The organism is Nonomuraea helvata, from assembly GCF_039535785.1.
GTDB lineage: Bacteria > Actinomycetota > Actinomycetes > Streptosporangiales > Streptosporangiaceae > Nonomuraea > Nonomuraea helvata.
In genome coordinates, this window is record NZ_BAAAXV010000005.1 from 1,174,360 (window position 1) to 1,194,918 (window position 20,559).

The following is a 20,559-nucleotide window of genomic DNA, read 5'->3' on the forward strand; positions in this document are numbered from 1 at the left end:
CAAGTCTCAGGCAACAGTAAGGCACGCGGATCCGCATATGTCACGGGAAATGGCTACGGAAGTGTGTCAACCTAGCCACCGGTAGCGATGCTCCGGCCGGCCGGCGGTTCCGTAACGAGGTCGGAGCTCGGCCTGACCGGCCGCGCACAGGTATTCGAGATAGCGGCGGACGCTCACCCGCGACAGGCCCGTGAGCTGGGCCGTCTCGGTCGCCGACAGGTCGCGGCCCGCTTCCCGCAGGGTATCCGCGACCAGCGCGCACGTGGCCGCGGACAACCCTTTCGGCATGGGTGCGGTGGTTTTGGGGCTGCCGAAGAGCCGGTCCACGTCGTCCTGCCGTGCTTCAGGTCCGATGGCGGTCAGGCGCCTGCGGGTGTCGGCGTACTGCTGGAGTCGCTCGGTCAGGGCGGCGGCGGTGAACGGCTTGATGAGGTAGTTGACGGCGCCGCCGCGCATGGCCTCCTTGACCGTGGACACGTCGCGGGCGGCACTGATCACGAGGACGTCCACGTCGTGGAGCTGCTTGAGCACCTCCAGCCCCGACATGTCGGGCAGGTAGATGTCGAGCAGCACGAGATCGGGCCGCTGCTCGGCCACCGCGGCCAGCGCGTCCGCCCCGTTGTGTGCCACGGCGACGACCTGGAAGCCCGGCATCCGGGACACGTATCCGCTGTGGATGCGGGCCACCATGAAGTCGTCGTCCACGACCAGCACCCGGATCATGAGGGAGCCTTCGCCGGGAGCAGGGCGGTGAAGACGGCGCCGCCGGAGTTGCGTACGCGTACCCAGCCTCCCCTGCGCAGGCACGCCTGCCGGGTCAGCGCCAGCCCGAGCCCGCGCTGGCCCGCGCGGGCGGCCTTGGTGGTGAACCCCTCCCTGAACACCTCGTCCACCAGGTCGGGCGCGATGCCGGGCCCCGAGTCGCCCACCCGCACGCGCAGCCCGTCGGCGTCGGCCTGCACCGACACCTCGATCGTGCCCTCGGCGCCGTCGAGGGCGTCGATGGCGTTCGCGACCAGGTTGCCGACCACGAGGACCGCGTCCTGCGGGTCGCCCAGCGTCCCCTCGGGCACGCAGGAGTCGTCCGACAGCACGATCCGGGCGCCGCGCTCGGCCGCCTCGGCGGACTTGGCCAGCAGCAGGGCGGCCAGGGTGGGCTCCTGGACGCGCTCGCGCAGGCCGGTGGCGTACGTGCCGCGGGTGGTCCGCGTGATGAAGCCGATGGCCGCCTCGTGCTCGCCCAGCTCCAGCAGTCCGACGACGGTGTGCATCCGGTTGGCGAACTCGTGCGCCTGGGCCCGCAGCGCCTCGGTCGCGCTGCTGGTGTCGTGGAGCTCGCGGGCCAGGCGGGTCAGCTCGGTGCGGTCGCGCAGGGTGACCACCCAGCCGCGCTGCCGGCCGCGTACCCAGACCGGGGTGCGGTTGAGCACCAGCACGCGCTCGCCGTGCAGCACGACGCGGTCCTCGCCCGGGTCGGCGCCGCCGAGCACGTCGCGCATGCGCTCGGAGACGGGCATCTGGGTCAGGTCCTCGCCGACGTCGCCGATCAGCTCGCGGGCGGCGTCGTTGACCAGCGTGACGCGCCCGTTGAGGTCGAGCGCGAGCACGCCCTCCTTGACGCCGTGCAGCACGCCCTCGCGCTGCTCCAGCAGCGCGGCGATCTCGCGGGGCTCCAGCCCGAACGTCTGCCTGCGCACCCGCGCCGTGATCACCGCGGCCAGCGTCAGCCCGGCGAGCAGCACGGCCAGCGCCGTCCAGATGAGCGGCGGGAGCGCGGCGCCGAGCTGGCCGACGACCGTGGTCTCCAGCACGCCGACCGAGACCAGGCCGATCACGTCGCCGTACTCGTCGCGGATCGGGGCCTTGCCCCTGACCGTGGTGCCGATCGTGCCGGTCTCAGTGCCGACCCAGCTCCTGCCCGTCCTGAGGACGCCGGCGCCGTCGGTGGACAGCTGCTTGCCGATCAGCGCGGCGTTGGGGTGTGCGTAGCGCTTCTGCTGGTCGTTGGCGATCACGACGTAGTCGGCGCCGGTCTCGTGCTGCACGCTCATGGCCAGCGGCTGCAGCACCGTCTCCGGATTCCTCAGTTTGAACGCCTCTCGCACCGCCGGGAGCCCTGCCACGGACTGCGCGATGGCCAGCGCGCGCTGCTGGTGCAGGGAGTCGAGCTGGTCGCGCGTGTGCTCGGCCCACACTCCCGCCGTGCCCCCGACGGCGAGGATCACGATCACCATCTGGAGCACGAACAGCTGGGTCCCAAGGGAGGCGTCCCGCACCCGTCTCACGACGAATATGGAAACAAACGCAGGTCACGGGCAGGTCGCGACCAATACGACCACTATGACGGCAAGCGTGCAAAGCCTCGACGCGGGTGGGCGAGGGGTTCACCATCCCAGTTTTACAACCGTGAAATCCCCCCAGGAGTTGATCATGCGCTTGCGCGTATTCGCCGCCTTCGCGGCACTCTCCCTCGCCGCGCTGACCGGCTGCGGCGCATCCGGCACCGGCGCCTCCGCCGACGGCCCGTTGCGGATCATGGCTCCTGCCGCGCCCGGCGGCGGCTGGGACCAGACCTCCCGCATCGCGGAGCAGGCGATCAAGACCGCCGACTCCAAGCGCAAGGTCGAGGTGTACAACGTGCCCGGCGCCGGCGGCACCATCGGCCTGGCACAGCTGGCCGGTGAGAAGGGCAACGGCAACCTGCTGATGACCATGGGCCTGGTCATGGTGGGCGCCATCGAGCAGAACAAGTCCAAGGTCACGCTCTCCGAGACCACGCCCATCGCCAAGCTGACCGAGGAGTACGAGATCGTCGTGGTCCCGGCCGAGTCCCCGTACAAGACGCTGGCGGACCTGACCGCGGCCTGGAAGGCCGACCCCAAGAAGGTGTCGATCTCGGGCGGCTCCGCGGGCGGCACCGACCACATCGTGGCCGGCCTGATGGCCAAGGCCGCGGGCGTGGACCCCAAGCAGGTCAACTACATCGCCCACTCGGGCGGCGGCGAGGCGCTCAACGAGCTGCTCGGCAACAAGGTCAGCGCGGGCATCTCGGGCGTGGGCGAGTTCGCCGAGCACGTCAAGTCCGGCAAGCTGCGCGCCCTCGGCGTGACCTCCGGCCAGCGGATCTCCGGCCTGGACGCCCCCACGCTGAAGGAGGGCGGCCTGGACGTCGAGCTGTCCAACTGGCGCGGCTTCGTCGCCCCCGGCGGGCTCTCCGACGCCGACAAGAAGGCGCTGACCGACCTGGTCACCAAGATGCACGACTCGCAGCCGTGGAAGGACGCGGTGGCCAAGAACGGCTGGATCGACTCGTTCCAGACCGGTCAGCAGTTCGCCGACTTCCTGAACGCCGAGCAGACCCGGGTCAAGGGCATCATCGCCGAGATGGGGCTCGTCTCCTGATGGCGCGCTGGTGGCGGCCCGAGCTCGGGCTGGCGGTCGTGGTGCTGGCGCTGGGCGTGTTCGTCGTGATCGGCACGCTCGACGTCTCCGCGGCGGCCTCACAGCTCGGCATCGGGCCGCGTTTCTTCCCCATGCTGGTCGGCGGCGCCATGGTCCTCATCGGCCTGTTCTACGTGGTGGACGTCATCCGCGGCGGCCACGGCGATCCCGAGGAGAGCGAGGACGTGGACGTGGACGCGCCCGCGGACTGGCGAAGCGTCGGGCTGGTCAGCGGCATCTTCCTGGCGTTCGCGGCGCTCCTGAACGTGGTCGGCTGGATCATCGGCGCGAGCCTGCTGTTCTTCGGCCTGTCCGTGGTGCTGGGCGCCGAGCACAAGCTCCGGGCGGCCGTGGTCTCGGTGGTCATGGGGCTCGCCACGTACCTGCTGTTCGTCAAGGGCCTCGGCGTGTCGCTCCCGGGCGGCCCGCTGGCGGGGGTGATCTAGGTGGAGTCGCTGCAGCTTCTGATCGACGGCTTCGGCGCCGCGCTCACCCCCGTCAACCTCCTGTACGCGCTCGTCGGCGTCACGCTCGGCACCCTGGTCGGCGTGCTGCCCGGCATCGGGCCCGCGATGACCGTGGCGCTGCTGCTGCCGATCACGTTCACGGTGCCGCCGGCCAGCGCGTTCATCATGTTCGCGGGCATCTACTACGGCGGCATGTACGGCGGTTCGACCACCTCCATCCTGCTCAACACGCCCGGCGAGTCCTCCTCGATGATCACGGCGCTGGAGGGCAACAAGATGGCCCGGCGCGGGCGGGCGGCGCAGGCGCTGGCCACGGCGGCCATCGGGTCGTTCGTGGCCGGCACGATCGCCACGGCGCTGCTGGTCGTGGCCGCGCCGGCGGTGGTGAGCTTCGCGATCGCGTTCGGCCCCGAGGACTACTTCGCGCTGGCGATCCTGGCCTTCACCGCCGTGTCGTCCGTGCTGTCCCGCTCGGTCGTGCGCGGCCTGGCCTCCCTGGGGCTCGGGCTGGTGGTCGGGCTCATCGGGATCGACCAGCAGACCGGGCAGGCCCGGCTCACGCTGGGCATCCCGCAGCTGCTCGACGGCATCGACGTGGTGATCGTCGCGGTCGGCCTCTTCGCTCTCGGCGAGGCCCTGTACGTGGCCTCGCGGCTGCGTCACGGGACGCCCGAGGTGGTGCCGGTCGGCCGCGCCTGGATGGGCCGGTCCGACTGGCGGCGCTCGTGGCTGCCCTGGCTGCGCGGCACCGCGCTGGGCTTCCCGTTCGGCGCGCTGCCCGGAGGCGGGGCGGAGATCCCCACGTTCCTGTCGTACGCGGCCGAGCAACGGCTGGCGCGCGGGGTCGCCAAGGAGGAGTTCGGCAAGGGGGCCATCGAGGGCGTCGCGGGGCCCGAGGCGGCCAACAACGCCTCGGCGGCGGGCACCCTGGTCCCGCTGCTCACGCTGGGCCTGCCCACGTCGGCGACGGCCGCGATCATGCTGGCCGCCTTCCAGCAGTACGGGCTTCAGCCTGGCCCGCAGCTGTTCGACCACAACCCGGCGCTGGTGTGGGGCATGATCGCGTCGCTGTTCATCGGCAACGCGATGCTGCTGGTGCTCAACCTGCCCCTGGCGCCCCTGTGGGCCCGCGTCCTGCGCATTGAGCGCCCGTACCTGTATGCCGGGATCGTCCTGTTCGCCGCCCTGGGCGTCTACGCCCTGAACGGCACGGTGGTCGACCTCGTCGTCCTGTACATCCTGGGCCTTCTGGGCTACGCCATGCGCCGCTTCGGCCTTCCCGTGGCCCCGGCGGTGATCGGCATGATCCTGGGGCCGATGGCGGAGATCCAGCTCCGCAGGGCGCTGGCCATCGGGGCGGGCGACGTGACGGTGCTGGTGAAGAGCCCCGTGGCTGTCGGGCTGCTGGTCCTGGCGGTCCTGGCCCTGCTCGCGCCGGTGTTCAGGAAGCTGTCGGCCCGCCGGCGCGCGGTCACGCCGGTCGAGTGAGCTCGGTCCGGCGACGCGCGATCACGCCGGTCACGCGAGCGACGTCGGAGACGGTTCCGCCGCGCCGGCGGAACCGCTCTCCACAGCGGGACCGCTCCCCGTGGCGGGACCGCTCTTCGCCGATCGTGGCGCGATCGCCAGCCCGGCGAGCGCCATGACGAGCGCGGCGGCGAACACCGCCCAGTAGCCCGACCCGGCGGCCGCGAACAGCGCGCCGGTGACGGCCACCGCCACCACCGAGAACACCGACTCGCCCACCTGCAGCGCCGAGCTGTTCCTGCCCTGCTCCCCGGGCGCCGACAGCTCCAGTGTGAGGACCGACAGCGTCGGATACACCAGCCCGATCCCGAACCCGGTGACGACCCACGCCGGGTACGCCAGCGCCACCGGCACCGCGGTGAACGTCACCGCGCCCATCAGCAGGATGCCGAGCGCGATCGCGGCCGAGCCGAGCCGCAGGTTCGTCATCTGGCTGAAGATCTCGCGTCCCTGCAGCCACGACGCGAACGACCACGTCAGGGAGCCGCCCATGAGGGCGAACCCGGCGGCCAGCGCGGACAGCCCGCGCTCCTCGATCAGCATGAGCGGCACCATCACCTCGGCCGCGAAGAACGCCCCGGCGGCCAGGCCGCGCAGCCCCACCACGGCGGGCAGCCCGCGGACGGCACGCAGCGTGCCGGCGGGCAGCAGCCTGGGCAGCGCCACGGCCAGCACGGCCAGGCCCGCGATCAGGAGAGGCAGTCGCCCGTCGCTGCCGTACTGCATGAGCCCCGCCCCGACGGCGGTCACGGCCGCCCAGGCGACCTTGCCGGGCAGGCCGGGCGCAGGCTCGGCCTGCCCGCCGCTCAGCGGCTGCCCGGCCAGCCCCCGCAGCAGCACCAGGCCGCCGGCCACGGTCAGGATCGGCACCATCAGGAACACCCAGCGCCAGCCGAGCGTGTCGGTGACCACGCCCACGATGGCCGGCCCCACCATCGAGGGCACCACCCACGCCGTCGCGAACAGCGAGAAGATCTTGGGGTGCAGGCTCTCGGGATAGACCCGGGCCACCACCACGTACAACGCCACGCCGATCAGCGCACCGCCGAACCCCTGTAGGAACCGTCCGGCGATCAGCACCTCCATGCTCGGCGCCAGCCCCGCCACCGTCAGCCCGCCGACGAACCCGGCCACGCCGGTCCACAGGGGCGCCAGAGGGCCGCGCACGTCGGCCCACCGGCCGCCGAGCACGGTCCCGATCACACTCGCGGCCATCGCGCCGCTGAACGCCAGCCCGTACAGCTCCAGCCCGCCGAGGTCCTTGGCCACGACCGGCATGGCGATGGCGACCGCCATGTACTCGAAGGCCACCAGCGACACCACCGCCACCAGGCCCGCCGTCAACGCACTCCTCGTCATGCGGCGAACCTACGGCCATCGGCCCCTGCCCACATCCAGCGGGGGTCCTACTTCGCCACCGGCAATTGGACCTAGGACCCCCATGGAGGTGCGTCCGCCGTACGACACAGCACGAAGGCCCCGCCACCCATGGCGGCGGGGCCTCCTTGCGACAGCAGCGACTACTCGGAGACGCCCAGCTTCTCCAGGATCAGCTGGCGGGCGCGGGCCGCGTCGGCCTTGCCCCTGCTGGCCTTCATGACGCCGCCCACCAGGGCGCCCGCCGCGGCGATCTTGCCGGACCTGACCTTCTCGGCCGCGTCGGCGTTGTCGGCCAGAACCTGGTCGATGATCGCCAGCAGCTCGCCCTCGTCGCTGACGATCTGCAGCCCGCGCTTCTCGACCACCTCGTCGGGCGTGCCCTCACCGGCCAGCACGCCTTCGAGCACCTCGCGCGCCAGCTTGTCGTTGAGCGCGCCCGAGGCCACCAGCTCGGTCACCCTGGCGATCTGGGCCGGGGTGATGGGCAGGTCGGCCAGCGGGGTGCCGGTCTCGTTGGAGCGCCTGGCGAGCTCGCCCATCCACCACTTGCGCGCGTCCGCCGCCGGGGCGCCCGCCGCGACCGTGGCCTCGACCAGCTCGATGGCGTCAGCGTTGTGCATGGCCTGCATGTCGAGGTCGGACAGCCCCCACTCGGCCTGCAGCCGCTTGCGCTTGACCGACGGCAGCTCGGGCAGCGCCGCCTTCAGCTCGGCCACCCAGGCGGGGTCGGGCTCGATCGGCACCAGGTCGGGCTCGGGGAAGTAGCGGTAGTCCTGCGCCTCCTCCTTGGACCGGCCGGACGTGGTGGTGCCGGTGTCCTCGTGGAAGTGCCGGGTCTCCTGGATGATCTTCCCGCCGTCGGCCAGGACGGCCGCCTGCCGCTCGATCTCGCTCCGCACGGCCCGCTCGACGCTGCGCAGCGAGTTGACGTTCTTGGTCTCCGTACGGGTGCCCCACTCGGACGAGCCGCGCGGCATGAGCGACACGTTGACGTCGCAGCGCAGCGAGCCCTCCTCCATGCGCACGTCGGAGACGCCGAGCGAGCGCATGATCTCGCGCAGCTCGGTGACGTACGCCTTGGCCACCTCGGGCGCGAGCCGGTCGGTGCCGGGGATGGGCTTGGTCACGATCTCGACCAGCGGGATGCCCGCGCGGTTGTAGTCGACGATCGAGTAGTCGGCCCCGTGGATGCGCCCGGTCGCGCCGCCCACGTGGGTGGACTTGCCGGTGTCCTCCTCCAGGTGGACCCGCTCGATGCCGATCCGCACGATCGTGCCCTCGACCTCGACGTCGAGGTAGCCGTCGAAGCAGAGCGGCTCGTCGTACTGCGAGATCTGGTAGTTCTTCGGCATGTCCGGATAGAAGTAGTTCTTCCGGGCGAAGCGGCACCACTCGGCGATCGAGCAGTTCAGCGCCAGGCCGATGCGGATGGTGGACTCGATGGCCATGGCGTTGGCCACCGGCAGCGATCCGGGCAGCGCCAGGCAGGTCGGGCAGACCTGCGTGTTGGGCGGCGCGCCGAAGGCGGTCCTGCACCCGCAGAACATCTTCGACGCGGTGCCCAGCTCGACGTGCGTCTCCAGGCCGAGCACCGGCTCGAACCGGTCGAGCGCTTCGTCATAGACCATGGTCATAGCGACGGGGCCTCCTTCAGCAGCGGGCCGCCCCAGCGGCTCTCCAGGGCCTTCTCGACGGCGGCGCCGACGCGGTAGCAGCGGTCGTCGGCGAGGACCGGTGCCATGATCTGCAGGCCGACCGGCAGGTTGTCCTCGTCGGCCAGGCCGACCGGCACCGACATGGCCGCGTTGCCCGCCAGGTTGGACGGGATGGTGCACAGGTCGGCGAGGTACATCGCGATCGGGTCGTCGGTGCGCTCGCCGATCGAGAACGCCGTGGTCGGCGTGGTCGGCGACACCAGGACGTCCACCTGCTGGTAGGCGGCCTCGAACTCCCGGGAGATGACCGTGCGGACCTTCTGCGCCTGGCCGTAGTAGGCGTCGTAGTAGCCGCTCGACAGCGCGTACGTGCCGAGCATGATGCGCCGCTTGACCTCGGCGCCGAACCCGGCGGCCCTGGTCAGCGCCATGACCTCCTCGGCGCTGCGGGTGCCGTCGTCGCCGACGCGCAGGCCGTAGCGCATGGCGTCGAAGCGCGCCAGATTGGACGAGCACTCCGACGGCGCGATCAGGTAGTACGCGGGCAGCGCGGTCGTGAACGACGGGCAGGAGAGCTCGACGACCTTGGCCCCGAGCGACTCGAGGAGCTGGACGGCCTCGTGGTAGCGGGCCAGCACGCCGGCCTGGTAGCCCTCGCCGGCGAGCTCCTTGACGACGCCGATCCGCATGCCGGCGATGTCGGGGTTCTTGGCGGCCTCGACCACGCTCGGCACGGGCGCGTCGACCGAGGTGGAGTCCATCGGGTCGTGCCCGGAGAACGCCTCGTGCAGCAGCGCCGCGTCGAGCACGTTACGGGCGAACGGGCCCGGCGTGTCGAGCGAGCTGGCGAACGCGATGAGCCCGTAACGGGACGAGCCACCGTACGTCGGCTTCATGCCCACGATCCCGGTCACCGAGGCGGGCTGCCGGATGGAGCCGCCCGTGTCGGTGCCCGTGGACAGCGGCGCCTCGTACGCGGCCACGGCGGCGCTCGAGCCGCCCGACGAGCCGCCCGGCACCTTGGACAGGTCCCACGGGTTGCGGGTGACCTGGTAGGCGGAGTTTTCCGTGGAGGAGCCCATGGCGAACTCGTCCAGGTTCGTCTTGCCGAGGAAGACCAGCCCGGCCTCGCGCAGCCGCGCGGTGACGGTCGCGTCGTACGGCGGGCGCCAGCCCTCGAGGATCTTGGACGCGGCCGTCGTGGGCATGTCGCGCGTGGCGAAGATGTCCTTGTGCGCGATCGGCACGCCGGCCAGCGGCCCGAGCTTCTCGCCCGCCCGCAGCCTGGCGTCGACGGCCCGCGCCTGCTCCAGCGTCGTCTCGCGATCGACGTGGAGGAACGCCTGGATCTTGGGCTCCACCTCGGCCATGCGGTCGAGGTGCGCCTCGGCCACCTCGACGGCCGACACCTCGCCACCGGCGATCAACGATCCCAGCTCGGCGGCGGTCTTACGGATCAGGCTCATGAGCCCTCCTTCGTCGGGCGCATGAGCCTGACAAGGCTGTGCTTGATTGTTCGCTCGCTGCGCTCGCTCATGCCTCCTCCCCGAGGATGCGCGGCACCCGGAAGCGGTCGTCCTCGACGGCGGGCGCGCCGGAGAGCGCCTGGTCGGGCGTCAGGGACTGTCGCACCTCGTCGGCACGGAAGACATTGGTCAGCGGAAGCGCGTGCGACGAAGGCGGCACATCCTCGGCGGCGACCTCAGCCACCTTCGCGACCGCCTCGATGATGGCATCGAGTTGGGTGGCGTAGTGGTCGAGCTCGTCGTCGGTGAGCGCCAGCCTGGACAACCGGGCCAGGTGTGCGACCTCGTCGCGGGTTATGGCGGACATGAGTCGTTGAACCCGTTTCGTGGATGGAGTCTTTGGACAATGCCATCCTAGGGGGCTTGACCCAGCGCGCCCGAACCCATTAACCGCGTCAACCACGGCAGGCTCGCCGTGCAGCCGGATGCCCGTGCTGTCCGGGCCTCAGGCCGAGCGGCCGGCCTCGGGCCGGTGGCGCCGTCCCCGGTCTCAGGCCGAGCGGCTGACCTCGGGCCGGTAGCTGTACTCGATGCCGGGTCCCGCGCCCGCGTGCTCCCTGAGCCAGACCGTGGCGTCGGCGGCGGCCATGGGTCGCCCGAACAGCCACCCCTGCCCCATGTCGCACCCCATTTCCGCCAGCCTCATCGCCACCTCGTCCGACTCCACGCCCTCCGCGACCGAGCGCAGGCCGAGCGAGCGGACCAGGTCGACGATCGAGCGGACGATCCGGTCGTCGTCCTCCGACTCGGCGATCCGGCGTACGAACGAGGCGTCGATCTTGACTTCGGACACCGCCAGGCGCTGGAGCCTGATGAGCGAGGAGTAGCCGGTGCCGAAGTCGTCGAGCGCCAGCGGCACGCCCAGCGTGGCCAGGGCCTTGATCGTCTCCTGGGTGTACGCCTGGTCGCCCGTCAGGATGCGCTCGGTCACCTCGAGCTGGATGGCCCCGGGCGGCAGCCCGTAGTCGGCCAGGCCCTCTTCCAGCCGCTCCGGCAGGGCCGAGTCGAGCAGGTCACGGGCCGAGATGTTGACGGAGATCGGCACCCGCATCCCCTGGTGCCACCAGCGGGCGCCCTGCTCGAGCGCCGCCTCGATGACGTACGCCGTGAGCGGCCGCATCAGGTACGACTGCTCGGCCAGCGGCACGAACTCCGACGGCGCGATCGGCCCGCGCACCGGGTGGTGCCAGCGCAGCAGGGCCTCGACCCCCTGCACGGCGCCCGTCTCCAGGCTGACCTTGGGCTGGAAGTGCAGGCGGAGCTCGCGGCTGTCGATCGCGCGGCGCAGGTCGCCGAGCAGGTTGAGGCGCTCAGGCGAGTTGCGGTCCTTGTCCGGCTGGTAGAGCTCCACACCGCTGCGCCCCTCCTTCGCCAGGTACATGGCCACGTCGGCCCGCTGCAGGAGCAGCTCGAAATCGGGTGCGTGGTCCGGATAGAGGGCGATCCCCACGGATCCGTCCACGTCGAAGGTCATGCCCTCCAGCCGGACCGGCTCGGTCAGCGCCGCACGCAGCCGCGCCGCGACCTCCCTGGCCGCGTGCGCGTCCCTGATCGAGGGCAGCAGCACCGCGAACTCGTCGCCGCCCAGCCGTGCCACGACGTCGCCCGGCCGTACGGAATGGGTGAGCCGGTGCGCGACCATCTGCAGCAACCGGTCGCCCACCGGATGCCCCATCGTGTCGTTGACCTCCTTGAACCGGTCGAGGTCGAGCAGGAACAGGCCGACCCGGTCCTCCTGCCTGGCCTCGGCCAGCGCCTCCTCCGTGCTGACGATGAGCATCTTGCGGTTGGGCAGGCCGGTCAGCTCGTCGTGCAGGGCCTGGTGGTCACGGCGCATGGAGAGCGTGGCGGTGAAGTAGACGGCGGTGAGCGGGGCGACGAACAGGGGCACCAGGCCGGGCGAGTGCTCCATGACCACGACGACCAGGGGCGCCAGGCCGAGCAGCCCGGCGTACACGAGGGCCTGCGGGCCCACCGTGGCCTTGAGCACCCGCGCGATCGAACGCCGCTCGTGCAGCGCGACCGCGCCGCACACGAGGGTGGCCCTGGTGGCGAAGTACGCGACCCCGGCCAGCGCGATGGCCGGCAGGTCGCCGCCGCCCGGCACCCAGGGCACGGCCGGGCTCGGCACGATGCCGAACAGCCCCAGCACCACGGCCGCCGCGGTGAGCGCGAGCGTCGACTGCGCGATGTTGAACATGATCCGATGCCACGACTTGCGCGTCACCACCCCGTTCATGGCGACGGCGACGGCCTGCATCAGCACCGCGACGGGCAGCCCGTAGTGCAGCAGCACGGCGAAGGTGAACATCGTGGACGGGTACGTGCCGCCCACCGCGGTGGCCGAGGACACCATCACGGGCCTCAGCTCGCCCAGGATCGTCAGCACCGACAGCATCCAGAACAGCGACGTGCGGGCAAGCCCCAGCAGCCCGGCTGCGTCCAGCCTGAGCATGGCCACCACGAGCGCGGTGAAGCCGATCACGGTTATGCCCGCGAGGAACGCCCACAGCGGCGTGCCGACGCGTGGTCCGGTATCGCGGGTGTCGGTTGGGCCAGTCATCGGTAACAGAACCCCCATTAGGTCACTATGGGAGGGTACGACCTTCACCCCACTTCGCGAAACCAAGCGCGTACGTTCCGTCACTTCTCCTTTCCGACATATACCCAAAAACCACCCTCAGTAGCAAACCGCACACGCTGCCGTCACGGTGCGGCCCCTCGAACGGCACACCTCAGCCACACCTCGCCACGGCACCGCGCGGTGCGCCGACCCCCGCTGCCGGCGCCGCACGTCATGCACCGGCAGAGCACCGCACACCAGCGCCGGGAAAGGGAATCTCGGCCGCCGGCACCGGCGGCCGAGCGTCAGGCCTCCGGGGTGATCGCGGCCGCGGCCGCCGCCTCCGGGCCGTCCTTCAGGAGGAGCTCGAACCCGGCCCCGTCCAGGATCGGCACCGCAAGGCTCACCGCCTTGTCGTACTTGGACCCCGCGTTCTCCCCTGCCACCAGGAACGACGTCTTCTTGGACACCGACCCCGACACCTTCCCGCCCCGGCTGGTGAGCGCGTCGGAGGCCGAGTCGCGGGTGTAGCCCTCGAGCGTCCCCGTCACCACGAACGTCAGCCCCGCGAGGGTCTGCGGCCCCTTCTCCGGCGCGGGCTCATCCTCCATGCGCACCCCGGCGGCCCGCCACCGTTCGATGATCTCGCGGTGCCAGTCGACGGAGAACCACTCCCGGACCGTGGCCGCGACCCGGGGCCCGATGCCCTCGACGGCGGCCAGCTCCTCCTCCGAGGCGTTCATGATGCGGTCGATCGACCGCATCTCGTCGGCCAGCGCACGCGCGGTGGGCGGGCCGATGTGGCGGATGGAGAGGGCGACCAGCAACTGCGCGAGCGGCACCTGCTTGGCCCGCTCCAGCTCCTCCATGAGCTGCAGCGCGTTCTGGCTGGGCTTGCCGTCGATGTTGGAGAAGAAGGTGACGACCTTCTCCTCCCCCGTCTTGGGGTCGATCTTGGGCAGGCCGGTGTCCTGGTCGCGCACCACCGACTTGATCGGCAGCAACTGCTCCAGCGTCAGGTCGAACAGGTCAGCCTCGGTGCGGACCACGGGCTCCTGGGGCGGCAGCGGCTGGGTGAGCGCGGTGGCCGCGACGTAGCCGAGCCCGTCGATGTCGAGCGCGCGCCGCCCGGCCGCGAAGAAGATGCGCTCGCGGATCTGGGCGGGACAGCCGCGCGCGTTGGGGCAGCGCAGGTCGGCGTCGCCCTCCTTCTCGTACGCCAGCAAGGTGCCGCACTCCGGGCAGTGGGTCGGCATGACGAACTCGCGCTCCGACCCGTCGCGCAGCGGCGCGACCGGCCCGACGATCTCGGGGATGACGTCGCCCGCCTTGCGCAGCACCACGGTGTCGCCGATGAGCACGCCCTTCTTGACCACGATGGCGGCGTTGTGGAGGGTGGCCCGCTCGACGGTCGAGCCCGCCACGACCACGGGCTCCATCACCGCGTACGGCGTCACGCGCCCCGTGCGGCCGACGCCCACCTGGATGTCGAGCAGCTTGGTGTTGACCTCTTCCGGCGGGTACTTGTACGCGATCGCCCACCGCGGCGCCCGCGACGTGGAGCCCAGCTCCCGCTGCGTGCGGAAGTCGTCGACCTTCACCACCACGCCGTCGATCTCGTACGCGGGATCGTGCCGGTGCACCCGGTAGTGCTCGATGAACTCGTTGATCTCCGTCAGCCCCGGCAGCACCTTGAACAGGTCGCTGACCGGCAGCCCGAACTCCCGCAGCCGGTCGTAGACCTCGGACTGCGCCTTCGGCACGGGCGAGCCCTCCCAGATGCCGATGCCGTGCACCAGCATCCGCAGCGGGCGCTGGGCCGTGATGCGCGGGTCCTTCTGCCGCAGCGTGCCCGCCGCGGAGTTGCGCGGGTTGGCGAACGGCGGCTTGCCCTGCTCGACGAGCTGCTCGTTGAGCTTCTTGAAGTCCTCGACCGGGATGTAGACCTCACCGCGCACCTCGACCAGGCTGGGAATGTCGTCACCCTTGAGCCGGTGGGGGACGCCCTTGATCGTGCGGACGTTGGCCGTCACGTCGTCGCCCGTGCGCCCGTCGCCACGGGTCGCGCCCCGCTCCAGCTTGCCGTCGCGGTAGACCAGCGCGATCGCCAGCCCGTCGATCTTCAGCTCGCAGAGGTACGGCCCCGGGTCGCCCTCGGCCAGCCGCTCGGCCCGCTGCATCCAGGCGGCCATGTCGGCCTCGTTGAAGGCGTTGTCGAGGCTCTCCATCCGGTTGAGGTGCTGCACCTTGGCGAAATCGCCCGAGACCGGCGCGCCCACCTTCTGTGTGGGCGAGTCGGGCGTCTGGAGCGTGGGATGCGCCTCCTCCAGCGCCAGCAGCTCCTTGAACCACCCGTCGAACTGGGCGTCGCTGACCGTGGGCTGGTCGAGCACGTAGTAGCGCCAGCGAGCGTCCTCGACCAGCTCGCTCAGCTCGGCATGCCGCTTGAGCGCGGCCACCGGCACTCCCGCCACCTCGGCGCCAGGCTCACTCACCGGGGTCTCCTCTCATCCGACGCCCCTGAGCAAACGCTACCGCCGGGCACTGACAAGCTCAGCCTCCCTGAGCCCAGACTCCTTCCCAGGTCGAGCACTTGCCGGTGGCCTTCGTGGACGTGCCACGGCACACCTTGCCCTCGATGGAGAGCATGTTGCCGGTCGGGAAGGAGAACGCCAGCGGCTTCGTTCCCGAGCAGTTGTGGTACGTCTTGTACCCCTTGCCGCCCTCCTCCTTGACCCACCGGAACGTCAGCCAGGAGCACCCCTTACTGCCCGGGAAGTCGTACAGCTTCCCGTTCACCACGAACCCCGGCCGGTCGTGCACCACCTTCCCCTTGGCCTTGCCCGCCCGGTCGGCCGAGTAGATGGACCCCCAGTTCCACACCTCCGGGTTCGCCAGGGCAGGCGACGCGGAAGCCATCAGTACGGCGGCAGCCACCGCCACAGAGCGAAGAATCATGAACCGGACGATACTCAGCCGCCTTGCAGCCCGCTTTCAGGATCGTCCTTGAGCACCTGGGCCGCCTTCCGGCAGGCCGCCAGCGCCGCACGGGCGTACCGCGGCGACGCCCCGGCCAGCCCGCACGAGGGAGTCAGCACGACCTGCTCGGCCAGCCGATCGGGCGCGAACCCGAGCCGCCGCCACAGCTCCAGCGCCGGCTTGGCGACCACCCCGACGTCCGGGAGCCGGGTGTCCCTGCCGGGCACGACCCCCAGCAGGAAGGTCAGGCCCGCCTCGACACACTCCCCCAAGGAGTCCTCGTCCCTGCGCCGCAGCAGCGAGACGTCCACCGACACCCCGCGCACCCCGGCCCTGCGCAGCAGGGCGAACGGCACGGACGGCGCGCAGCAGTGCACGATCGGGCTGTCGAAGGACCGCAGCGACTCCTCCACCCGCCACTCCTCGACGGCGGCGAGCCGCCCGAACCCCGACGCGGTCGGCACCGTCCCCGCCAGCACCCCGGGCAGGCCGGGCTCGTCGAGCTGCAGCACGATCTCCGTCACCCCGGGCAGCCGCCGCCGCACCTCGGCGCAGTGGTCGGCGACCCCCTGCGCCAGCGAGGCGGTCAGATCGCGTACGGCCCCCGCGTCGGCGAGCATCTTGTCCCCGTGCTTCAGCTCGATCGCCCCGGCCAGCGTCCACGGCCCGCAGACCTGCAGCTTGAGCGGCCCCGCGTAGTCGTGCCCGATCTCCTCGAGCCCGTCGAGATCCCGTCGCAGATGATCGACGGCCCGCTGGTGATCGCGCCCCGGCCGGTCGGTCAGCCGCCACCCGGAGGGCTGCACCTCGACGGGCAGCTCGACGAGCATCCCGGCCGTCCTGCCGATCATGTCGGCGCCGACGCCTCTGGCCGGCAGCTCCGGCAGGTACGGCAGCCCGGGCACCTCACCGAACACCACTTTGATCGCCTCGAGATGATCCTCGCCCGGATGCGACCCGACCCCGGTTGCTTCCCACGTAGACATGGGCACAAGCGTAGGCTCTGTCCAATGGAGCTGACGAAGTACGACCACGCCTGCGTACGCGTGGAGAAGAACGGCAAGGTCCTGGTCATCGACCCGGGGACGTTCACGAAGGGTCCGGTGCTCGACGGCGCCGACGCGGTGTTGATCACCCACGAGCACTTCGACCACGTGGACGTCGACAAGCTGAAGGCCGCGTCGCCCGACCTGGAGATCTACACCTGTGAGGGTGTCGCCGCCGATCTGACGGACGTTCTGGCGAAGGTCCAGGTGGTACGGCACGGCGACAGCTGGGAGGCGGCCGGTTTCCGCGTGCGGGCCTTCGGCGAGTGGCACGCCAAGAACCATCCCGACGTGCCCGTCGTCCAGAACATCGGTTTCCTCGTCGACGACGAGATCTTCTACCCGGGCGACGCGTTGACCGTCCCGGAGGCGGAGGTGGCGACCCTGCTGGTCCCGACCGGCGGGCCGTGGCTGAAGCTCGGCGACATGGTGACGTATCTCCGCACGATCCGCCCCGCCAGGGCGTTCTCCACCCATGACGGCCTCTACAACGAGATCGGCCTCGGCCTGGTGGACAACTGGCTGAGTGGGGAGGCCGAAGAGCTGAAGGCCGACGTCCGCCGCCTGGCGGTCGGCGAGTCGGTGACGATCAGCTAGCGGAGACGATCGTGGCCGACCCGATCACGGTGTCGCCGGAGTAGAGCACCGCCGCCTGGCCCGCCGCCACCCCGGTGGCCGGGCGGTCGAGCTCGACGCGGAGGCCCCCACCGATCTCCTCGAAGCGGCACCCGTACACCTCTCCGTGTGCCCGCAGCTGCACGGTCAGGTCGTCGAACGTGGACGGCCCGTTCCAGACCGGGCTGCCGCACGTGATCGAGGTGACCTCGAGCGCGGAGCGCGGGCCGACCGTGACCGTGTTGGAGACCGGCTCGATCGACAGCACGTAGCGGGGCCTGCCGTCGGGCGCGGGGCGGTCGATGTGCAGGCCCTTGCGCTGCCCGATCGTGAAGCCGTGGGCGCCCTGGTGGCTGCCGACGACCTCGCCGCCCTGGTCGACGATGGGCCCCTCGGCCGAGCCGAGCCGCTTGGCCAGGAAGCCGCGGGTGTCGCCGTCGGCGATGAAGCAGATGTCGTGGCTGTCGGGCTTGTCGGCGACGGTCAGGCCGCGCCTGGCGGCCTCCTCGCGCACCTCGGCCTTGGTCGAGCCGCCCAGCGGGAAGATCGCGTGGCTGAGCTGCTCGCGGGTGAGCACGCCCAGCACGTACGACTGGTCCTTGCCCTGGTCGACGCTCCTGGACAGCACCCCGTCGACCAGGTTGGCGTGGTGGCCGGTGGCGACCGCGTCGAAGCCCAGGGCCAGCGCCCGGTCGAGCACCGCCGAGAACTTGATCTTCTCGTTGCACCGCAGGCACGGGTTGGGCGTGCGGCCCGCGGCGTATTCGGCCACGAAGTCCTCGACGACGTCACGCTGGAAGCGCTCGGCCATGTCCCAGATGTAGAACGGGATGCCGATCACGTCGGCGGCGCGGCGCGCGTCGCGTGAATCCTCGATCGTGCAGCAGCCTCGCGCCCCCGTGCGATGGGATTGGGGGTTGGCCGACAGCGCAAGATGGACACCAGTGACGTCGTGACCGGCCTCGGCGATCCGAGCGGCGGCCACGGCGGAGTCGACGCCGCCCGACATGGCGGCAAGCACACGCAGTCCCATGACCATTCCAGCGTACTGTCCTGCCGGGAGTGCGCGACCATGGTGTGCATCTGCGAGGATTCAGCCCATGCGACTGTTCGGGCGCAAGGACGCGGACGACGAAGAGACCGGCGACGGGATCGCCGAGTTCTGGGATTGGTGGCAGGAGGCCAGGCCGGGGCTCGACTCCCTGGTCGCGGAGACCGATGCCGACGGGCTGGAGGAGCGGCTCGCCCCGGCGGTCGCCGCGATCCATCCGGGCCTGGTCTGGGAGGTGGCCCCGGGCAAGGGCGCCGCGCACGCCCTGGTGGTCACCGCCGCGGGCGATCCCGAGCTGCGCTCGCTCGCGCACCGCTGGGCCAAGGCGGCGCCGCCGTCGGACCTGCTGTGGGAGTTCCATCCGTCGCGGCAGGCCAATCCGCAGGCGATGGAGCTGACCCTCGACGTGGGCGGCTACGAGTTCGCGCTCGACAAGCTGGTGCTGGGCCTGCGGGTGCCGAGGGACCAGCCGCGCGTCGACGTGACCGCGTACCACCCGATCTTCGGCGAGCTCGACGACGACACCAGGATGGAGGCCACGCTGCTGGCCCTCGACTGGCTGCTCGGCGAGGACGACGTGGCCAGGTGGGTCGGGGAGATCACGCCCGCCACGTTCCAGCCGATCGACTCGGTGGCCGCCGCCCACCTGCCCGCCGTGGTCGCCGACCTGGCCTCGGGCTACACCGAGGAGGAGTGGGTGCTGCTGGAGGGGCAGACGGCGAGCGGCGCGCCGCTGGTCGCCACGGCCCGCCATCCGCTGCGGCCGGTGGACTATCCCCTGTTCGACCAGCACATCGCGATCACGCTGCCGTACGCGCACCGCGACGAGAACGGCCTGCCGGTCGGCGACTCACTGGCGGCGCTGCGCGACTTCGAGGAGCGCCTGGCCGCGCGGCTGCTCAAGCTCCGCGACGACGCGGTGCTCGCAGCGCACATGAGCGCCGAGGGACACCGGATCATCCACGTGTACGCCGACCCGACCGGCGACGCCGCGATCCACGCCAAGGAGCTGATCGTGAGCTGGGAGGAGGGCGAGCCCCGGGTGGACGTGGCCTCCGACCCCGCCTGGACCGCCGTGGTGGCCTTCCTCACCTGAGCCTTGGGCCGGCCTCAGCTGAGGCCGGCTCGCCTGGCACGCTCGACGGCGGCGGGCAGCACCTCGATCAGGCGGTCGACGTCGTCGCGGGTCGAGGTGTGCCCCAGCGTGAACCTGAGCGAGCCCCGCGCCGCCGCCGCGTCGGCCCCCATGGCCAGCAGCACGTGGGACGGCTGGGCCACGCCCGCCGAGCAGGCCGAGCCCGTCGAGCACTCCACGCCCTTGGCGTCGAGCAGCATGAGCAGCGCGTCGCCCTCGCAGCCGGGGAACGAGAAGTGGGCGTTGCCGGGCAGCCGGTCGTCGGGGTCGCCGTTGAGCACCACGTCGGGGACGGCCTCGCGGACGCGCTGGATGAGCTCGTCACGCAGCGACGCCAGGCGGCGGCTCACGGCCTCCTGCTCCTTGACGGCCGTGGCGACGGCAGCGGCCAGCCCGGCGATGGACGGCGCGTCGAGCGTGCCCGAGCGCACGTCGCGCTCCTGCCCTCCGCCGTGCTGGACGGAGACCGGCGTCAGCCCTCTGGCGAGCAGCAGCGCGCCGACCCCCATCGGCCCACCGATCTTGTGCCCGGTCATCGTGAGCACGTCGACCCCCGAGGCGGAGAACGACACCGGCAGCTGCCCCACCGCCTGGACCGCGTCGGTGTGGAACGGGATGCCGTGGTCGTGGGCGATCGCGGCCAGCACGCGAACGGGCTGGACCGTGCCGACCTCGTTGTTGGCCCACATGACGCTGACCAGAGCCACGCTGCCGGGATCGCGCTCGATGGCCTCGCGTAGACTGTCGGGCTGGACCCGGCCGTACGCGTCCACGTCGAGCAGCTCCACCTCCGCGCCCTGGCTGTCGGCCAGCCACCGGGCGGGGTCGAGCGCGGCGTGGTGCTCCACGGAGCTGATCAGGATGCGCCGCCGCGGACGGCGCGACCAGTAGAGGCCCTTGATCGCGAGGTTGTCGGCCTCGGTGCCGCCCGAGGTGAACACGACCTCGCTGGGGCGCGCGCCGAGCGCTTCGGCGATCGTCTCGCGTGACTCCTCGACCACTCTGCGCGTACGGCGGCCTGCGGCGTGCAGCGACGAGGCGTTGCCGACGCGTTGGAGCTGCTCCGTCATGGCCTCGATCGCCTCGGGCAGCATGGGCGTCGTCGCCGCATGATCAAGATAGGCCGACGGTCTGGTCACCCGATCAGCGTATCTCGTTTGCAACTGTACCGTCC

Annotated in this window: 17 protein-coding genes; 5 read left to right on the top strand and 12 right to left on the bottom strand. The window is 71.3% G+C overall.

Annotation, left to right across the window (positions count from 1 at the left end; all coding sequences use genetic code 11):
• Positions 1-66 precede the first annotated feature (66 nt).
• Positions 67-723: a response regulator gene (locus tag ABD830_RS24840; protein ID WP_344991716.1), complete on the bottom strand. Its 657-nt coding sequence runs from the start codon at positions 721-723 to the stop codon at positions 67-69.
• Positions 720-2,285, bottom strand: coding sequence for an ATP-binding protein (locus tag ABD830_RS24845; RefSeq protein ID WP_344991719.1), 1,566 nt, complete (start codon positions 2,283-2,285; stop codon positions 720-722). The genes ABD830_RS24840 and ABD830_RS24845 overlap by 4 nt, the downstream gene beginning before the upstream one ends.
• A gap of 145 nt (positions 2,286-2,430) precedes the next feature.
• Between ABD830_RS24845 and ABD830_RS24850 the strand changes: the two genes are divergently transcribed.
• The 3 genes from ABD830_RS24850 to ABD830_RS24860 are packed head-to-tail and all read left to right on the top strand — an operon-like array spanning position 2,431 to position 5,396.
• Positions 2,431-3,402 (top strand): tripartite tricarboxylate transporter substrate binding protein, encoded by a 972-nt coding sequence (locus ABD830_RS24850; RefSeq protein ID WP_344991722.1) that lies wholly within the window; start codon positions 2,431-2,433, stop codon positions 3,400-3,402.
• On the top strand, positions 3,402-3,887 hold the full coding sequence (locus ABD830_RS24855; RefSeq protein WP_344991725.1) for a tripartite tricarboxylate transporter TctB family protein: 486 nt from the start codon (positions 3,402-3,404) through the stop codon (positions 3,885-3,887). Before ABD830_RS24850 ends, ABD830_RS24855 begins: the two co-directional genes overlap by 1 nt.
• Complete coding sequence (locus ABD830_RS24860; RefSeq protein WP_344991728.1) at positions 3,888-5,396, top strand: tripartite tricarboxylate transporter permease; 1,509 nt, start codon at positions 3,888-3,890, stop codon at positions 5,394-5,396.
• Between the two features lie 30 nt (positions 5,397-5,426).
• Here the strand turns inward: ABD830_RS24860 and ABD830_RS24865 are convergent, their stop codons facing one another.
• The 8 genes from ABD830_RS24865 to ABD830_RS24900 form a co-directional block, all read right to left on the bottom strand.
• A complete protein-coding gene (locus tag ABD830_RS24865; protein WP_344991730.1) occupies positions 5,427-6,794 on the bottom strand; it encodes an MFS transporter in 1,368 nt (455 codons plus the stop codon).
• A gap of 161 nt (positions 6,795-6,955) precedes the next feature.
• Positions 6,956-8,443, bottom strand: coding sequence for an Asp-tRNA(Asn)/Glu-tRNA(Gln) amidotransferase subunit GatB (gene gatB, locus ABD830_RS24870; RefSeq protein ID WP_344993013.1), 1,488 nt, complete (start codon positions 8,441-8,443; stop codon positions 6,956-6,958).
• 2 nt (positions 8,444-8,445) lie between these two features.
• The gene (gene gatA, locus ABD830_RS24875; protein ID WP_344991733.1) at positions 8,446-9,936 is read right to left on the bottom strand and encodes an Asp-tRNA(Asn)/Glu-tRNA(Gln) amidotransferase subunit GatA; all 1,491 of its coding nucleotides are present in this window, start codon (positions 9,934-9,936) and stop codon (positions 8,446-8,448) included.
• A 67-nt stretch (positions 9,937-10,003) separates the two neighbouring features.
• Positions 10,004-10,303 carry an Asp-tRNA(Asn)/Glu-tRNA(Gln) amidotransferase subunit GatC gene (gene gatC, locus ABD830_RS24880; protein ID WP_344991736.1) on the bottom strand — a complete coding sequence of 100 codons (300 nt, stop codon included), beginning with the start codon at positions 10,301-10,303 and terminating at the stop codon, positions 10,004-10,006.
• A gap of 183 nt (positions 10,304-10,486) precedes the next feature.
• On the bottom strand, positions 10,487-12,559 hold the full coding sequence (locus tag ABD830_RS24885; RefSeq protein WP_344991739.1) for a putative bifunctional diguanylate cyclase/phosphodiesterase: 2,073 nt from the start codon (positions 12,557-12,559) through the stop codon (positions 10,487-10,489).
• Between the two features lie 305 nt (positions 12,560-12,864).
• The gene (gene ligA / locus ABD830_RS24890) at positions 12,865-15,054 is read right to left on the bottom strand and encodes an NAD-dependent DNA ligase LigA (protein WP_344991742.1); all 2,190 of its coding nucleotides are present in this window, start codon (positions 15,052-15,054) and stop codon (positions 12,865-12,867) included.
• Positions 15,055-15,112: 58 nt separating this feature from the next.
• Complete coding sequence (locus tag ABD830_RS24895) at positions 15,113-15,517, bottom strand: hypothetical protein (RefSeq protein WP_344991745.1); 405 nt, start codon at positions 15,515-15,517, stop codon at positions 15,113-15,115.
• Positions 15,518-15,531: 14 nt separating this feature from the next.
• Positions 15,532-16,524, bottom strand: coding sequence for a methionine synthase (locus ABD830_RS24900; protein WP_344991748.1), 993 nt, complete (start codon positions 16,522-16,524; stop codon positions 15,532-15,534).
• A 24-nt stretch (positions 16,525-16,548) separates the two neighbouring features.
• Between ABD830_RS24900 and ABD830_RS24905 the strand changes: the two genes are divergently transcribed.
• A complete protein-coding gene (locus ABD830_RS24905) occupies positions 16,549-17,181 on the top strand; it encodes an MBL fold metallo-hydrolase (RefSeq protein ID WP_344991751.1) in 633 nt (210 codons plus the stop codon).
• Here ABD830_RS24905 and mnmA read toward each other — a convergent pair.
• Positions 17,174-18,232, bottom strand: a complete 1,059-nt coding sequence (gene mnmA, locus ABD830_RS24910; protein ID WP_344991754.1) for a tRNA 2-thiouridine(34) synthase MnmA — start codon at positions 18,230-18,232, stop codon at positions 17,174-17,176. The two genes, ABD830_RS24905 and mnmA, sit on opposite strands and share 8 nt — an antisense overlap.
• 67 nt (positions 18,233-18,299) lie before the next feature.
• Here mnmA and ABD830_RS24915 point away from each other — a divergent pair, with 67 nt between their 5' ends.
• The gene (locus ABD830_RS24915) at positions 18,300-19,346 is read left to right on the top strand and encodes a DUF695 domain-containing protein (RefSeq protein ID WP_344991757.1); all 1,047 of its coding nucleotides are present in this window, start codon (positions 18,300-18,302) and stop codon (positions 19,344-19,346) included.
• A gap of 14 nt (positions 19,347-19,360) precedes the next feature.
• Here the strand turns inward: ABD830_RS24915 and ABD830_RS24920 are convergent, their stop codons facing one another.
• Positions 19,361-20,524 (bottom strand): cysteine desulfurase family protein, encoded by a 1,164-nt coding sequence (locus ABD830_RS24920; RefSeq protein ID WP_344991760.1) that lies wholly within the window; start codon positions 20,522-20,524, stop codon positions 19,361-19,363.
• Positions 20,525-20,559: the final 35 nt, after the last annotated feature.

What these genes read in the sequence shown, in the direction of transcription:
- ABD830_RS24865 (WP_344991730.1), bottom strand. Translation starts at nt 6,794, where the DNA reads ATGACGAGGAGTGCGTTGACGGCGGGCCTGGTGGCGGTGGTGTCGCTG.
- ABD830_RS24905 (WP_344991751.1), top strand. Translation starts at nt 16,549, where the DNA reads ATGGAGCTGACGAAGTACGACCACGCCTGCGTACGCGTGGAGAAGAAC.
- gatA (WP_344991733.1), bottom strand. Translation starts at nt 9,936, where the DNA reads ATGAGCCTGATCCGTAAGACCGCCGCCGAGCTGGGATCGTTGATCGCC.
- ABD830_RS24885 (WP_344991739.1), bottom strand. Translation starts at nt 12,559, where the DNA reads ATGACTGGCCCAACCGACACCCGCGATACCGGACCACGCGTCGGCACG.
- ABD830_RS24895 (WP_344991745.1), bottom strand. Translation starts at nt 15,517, where the DNA reads ATGATTCTTCGCTCTGTGGCGGTGGCTGCCGCCGTACTGATGGCTTCC.
- ABD830_RS24850 (WP_344991722.1), top strand. Translation starts at nt 2,431, where the DNA reads ATGCGCTTGCGCGTATTCGCCGCCTTCGCGGCACTCTCCCTCGCCGCG.
- ABD830_RS24900 (WP_344991748.1), bottom strand. Translation starts at nt 16,524, where the DNA reads ATGTCTACGTGGGAAGCAACCGGGGTCGGGTCGCATCCGGGCGAGGAT.
- ABD830_RS24915 (WP_344991757.1), top strand. Translation starts at nt 18,300, where the DNA reads ATGCGACTGTTCGGGCGCAAGGACGCGGACGACGAAGAGACCGGCGAC.
- mnmA (WP_344991754.1), bottom strand. Translation starts at nt 18,232, where the DNA reads ATGGGACTGCGTGTGCTTGCCGCCATGTCGGGCGGCGTCGACTCCGCC.
- gatC (WP_344991736.1), bottom strand. Translation starts at nt 10,303, where the DNA reads ATGTCCGCCATAACCCGCGACGAGGTCGCACACCTGGCCCGGTTGTCC.
- ABD830_RS24840 (WP_344991716.1), bottom strand. Translation starts at nt 723, where the DNA reads ATGATCCGGGTGCTGGTCGTGGACGACGACTTCATGGTGGCCCGCATC.
- ABD830_RS24855 (WP_344991725.1), top strand. Translation starts at nt 3,402, where the DNA reads ATGGCGCGCTGGTGGCGGCCCGAGCTCGGGCTGGCGGTCGTGGTGCTG.
- gatB (WP_344993013.1), bottom strand. Translation starts at nt 8,443, where the DNA reads ATGGTCTATGACGAAGCGCTCGACCGGTTCGAGCCGGTGCTCGGCCTG.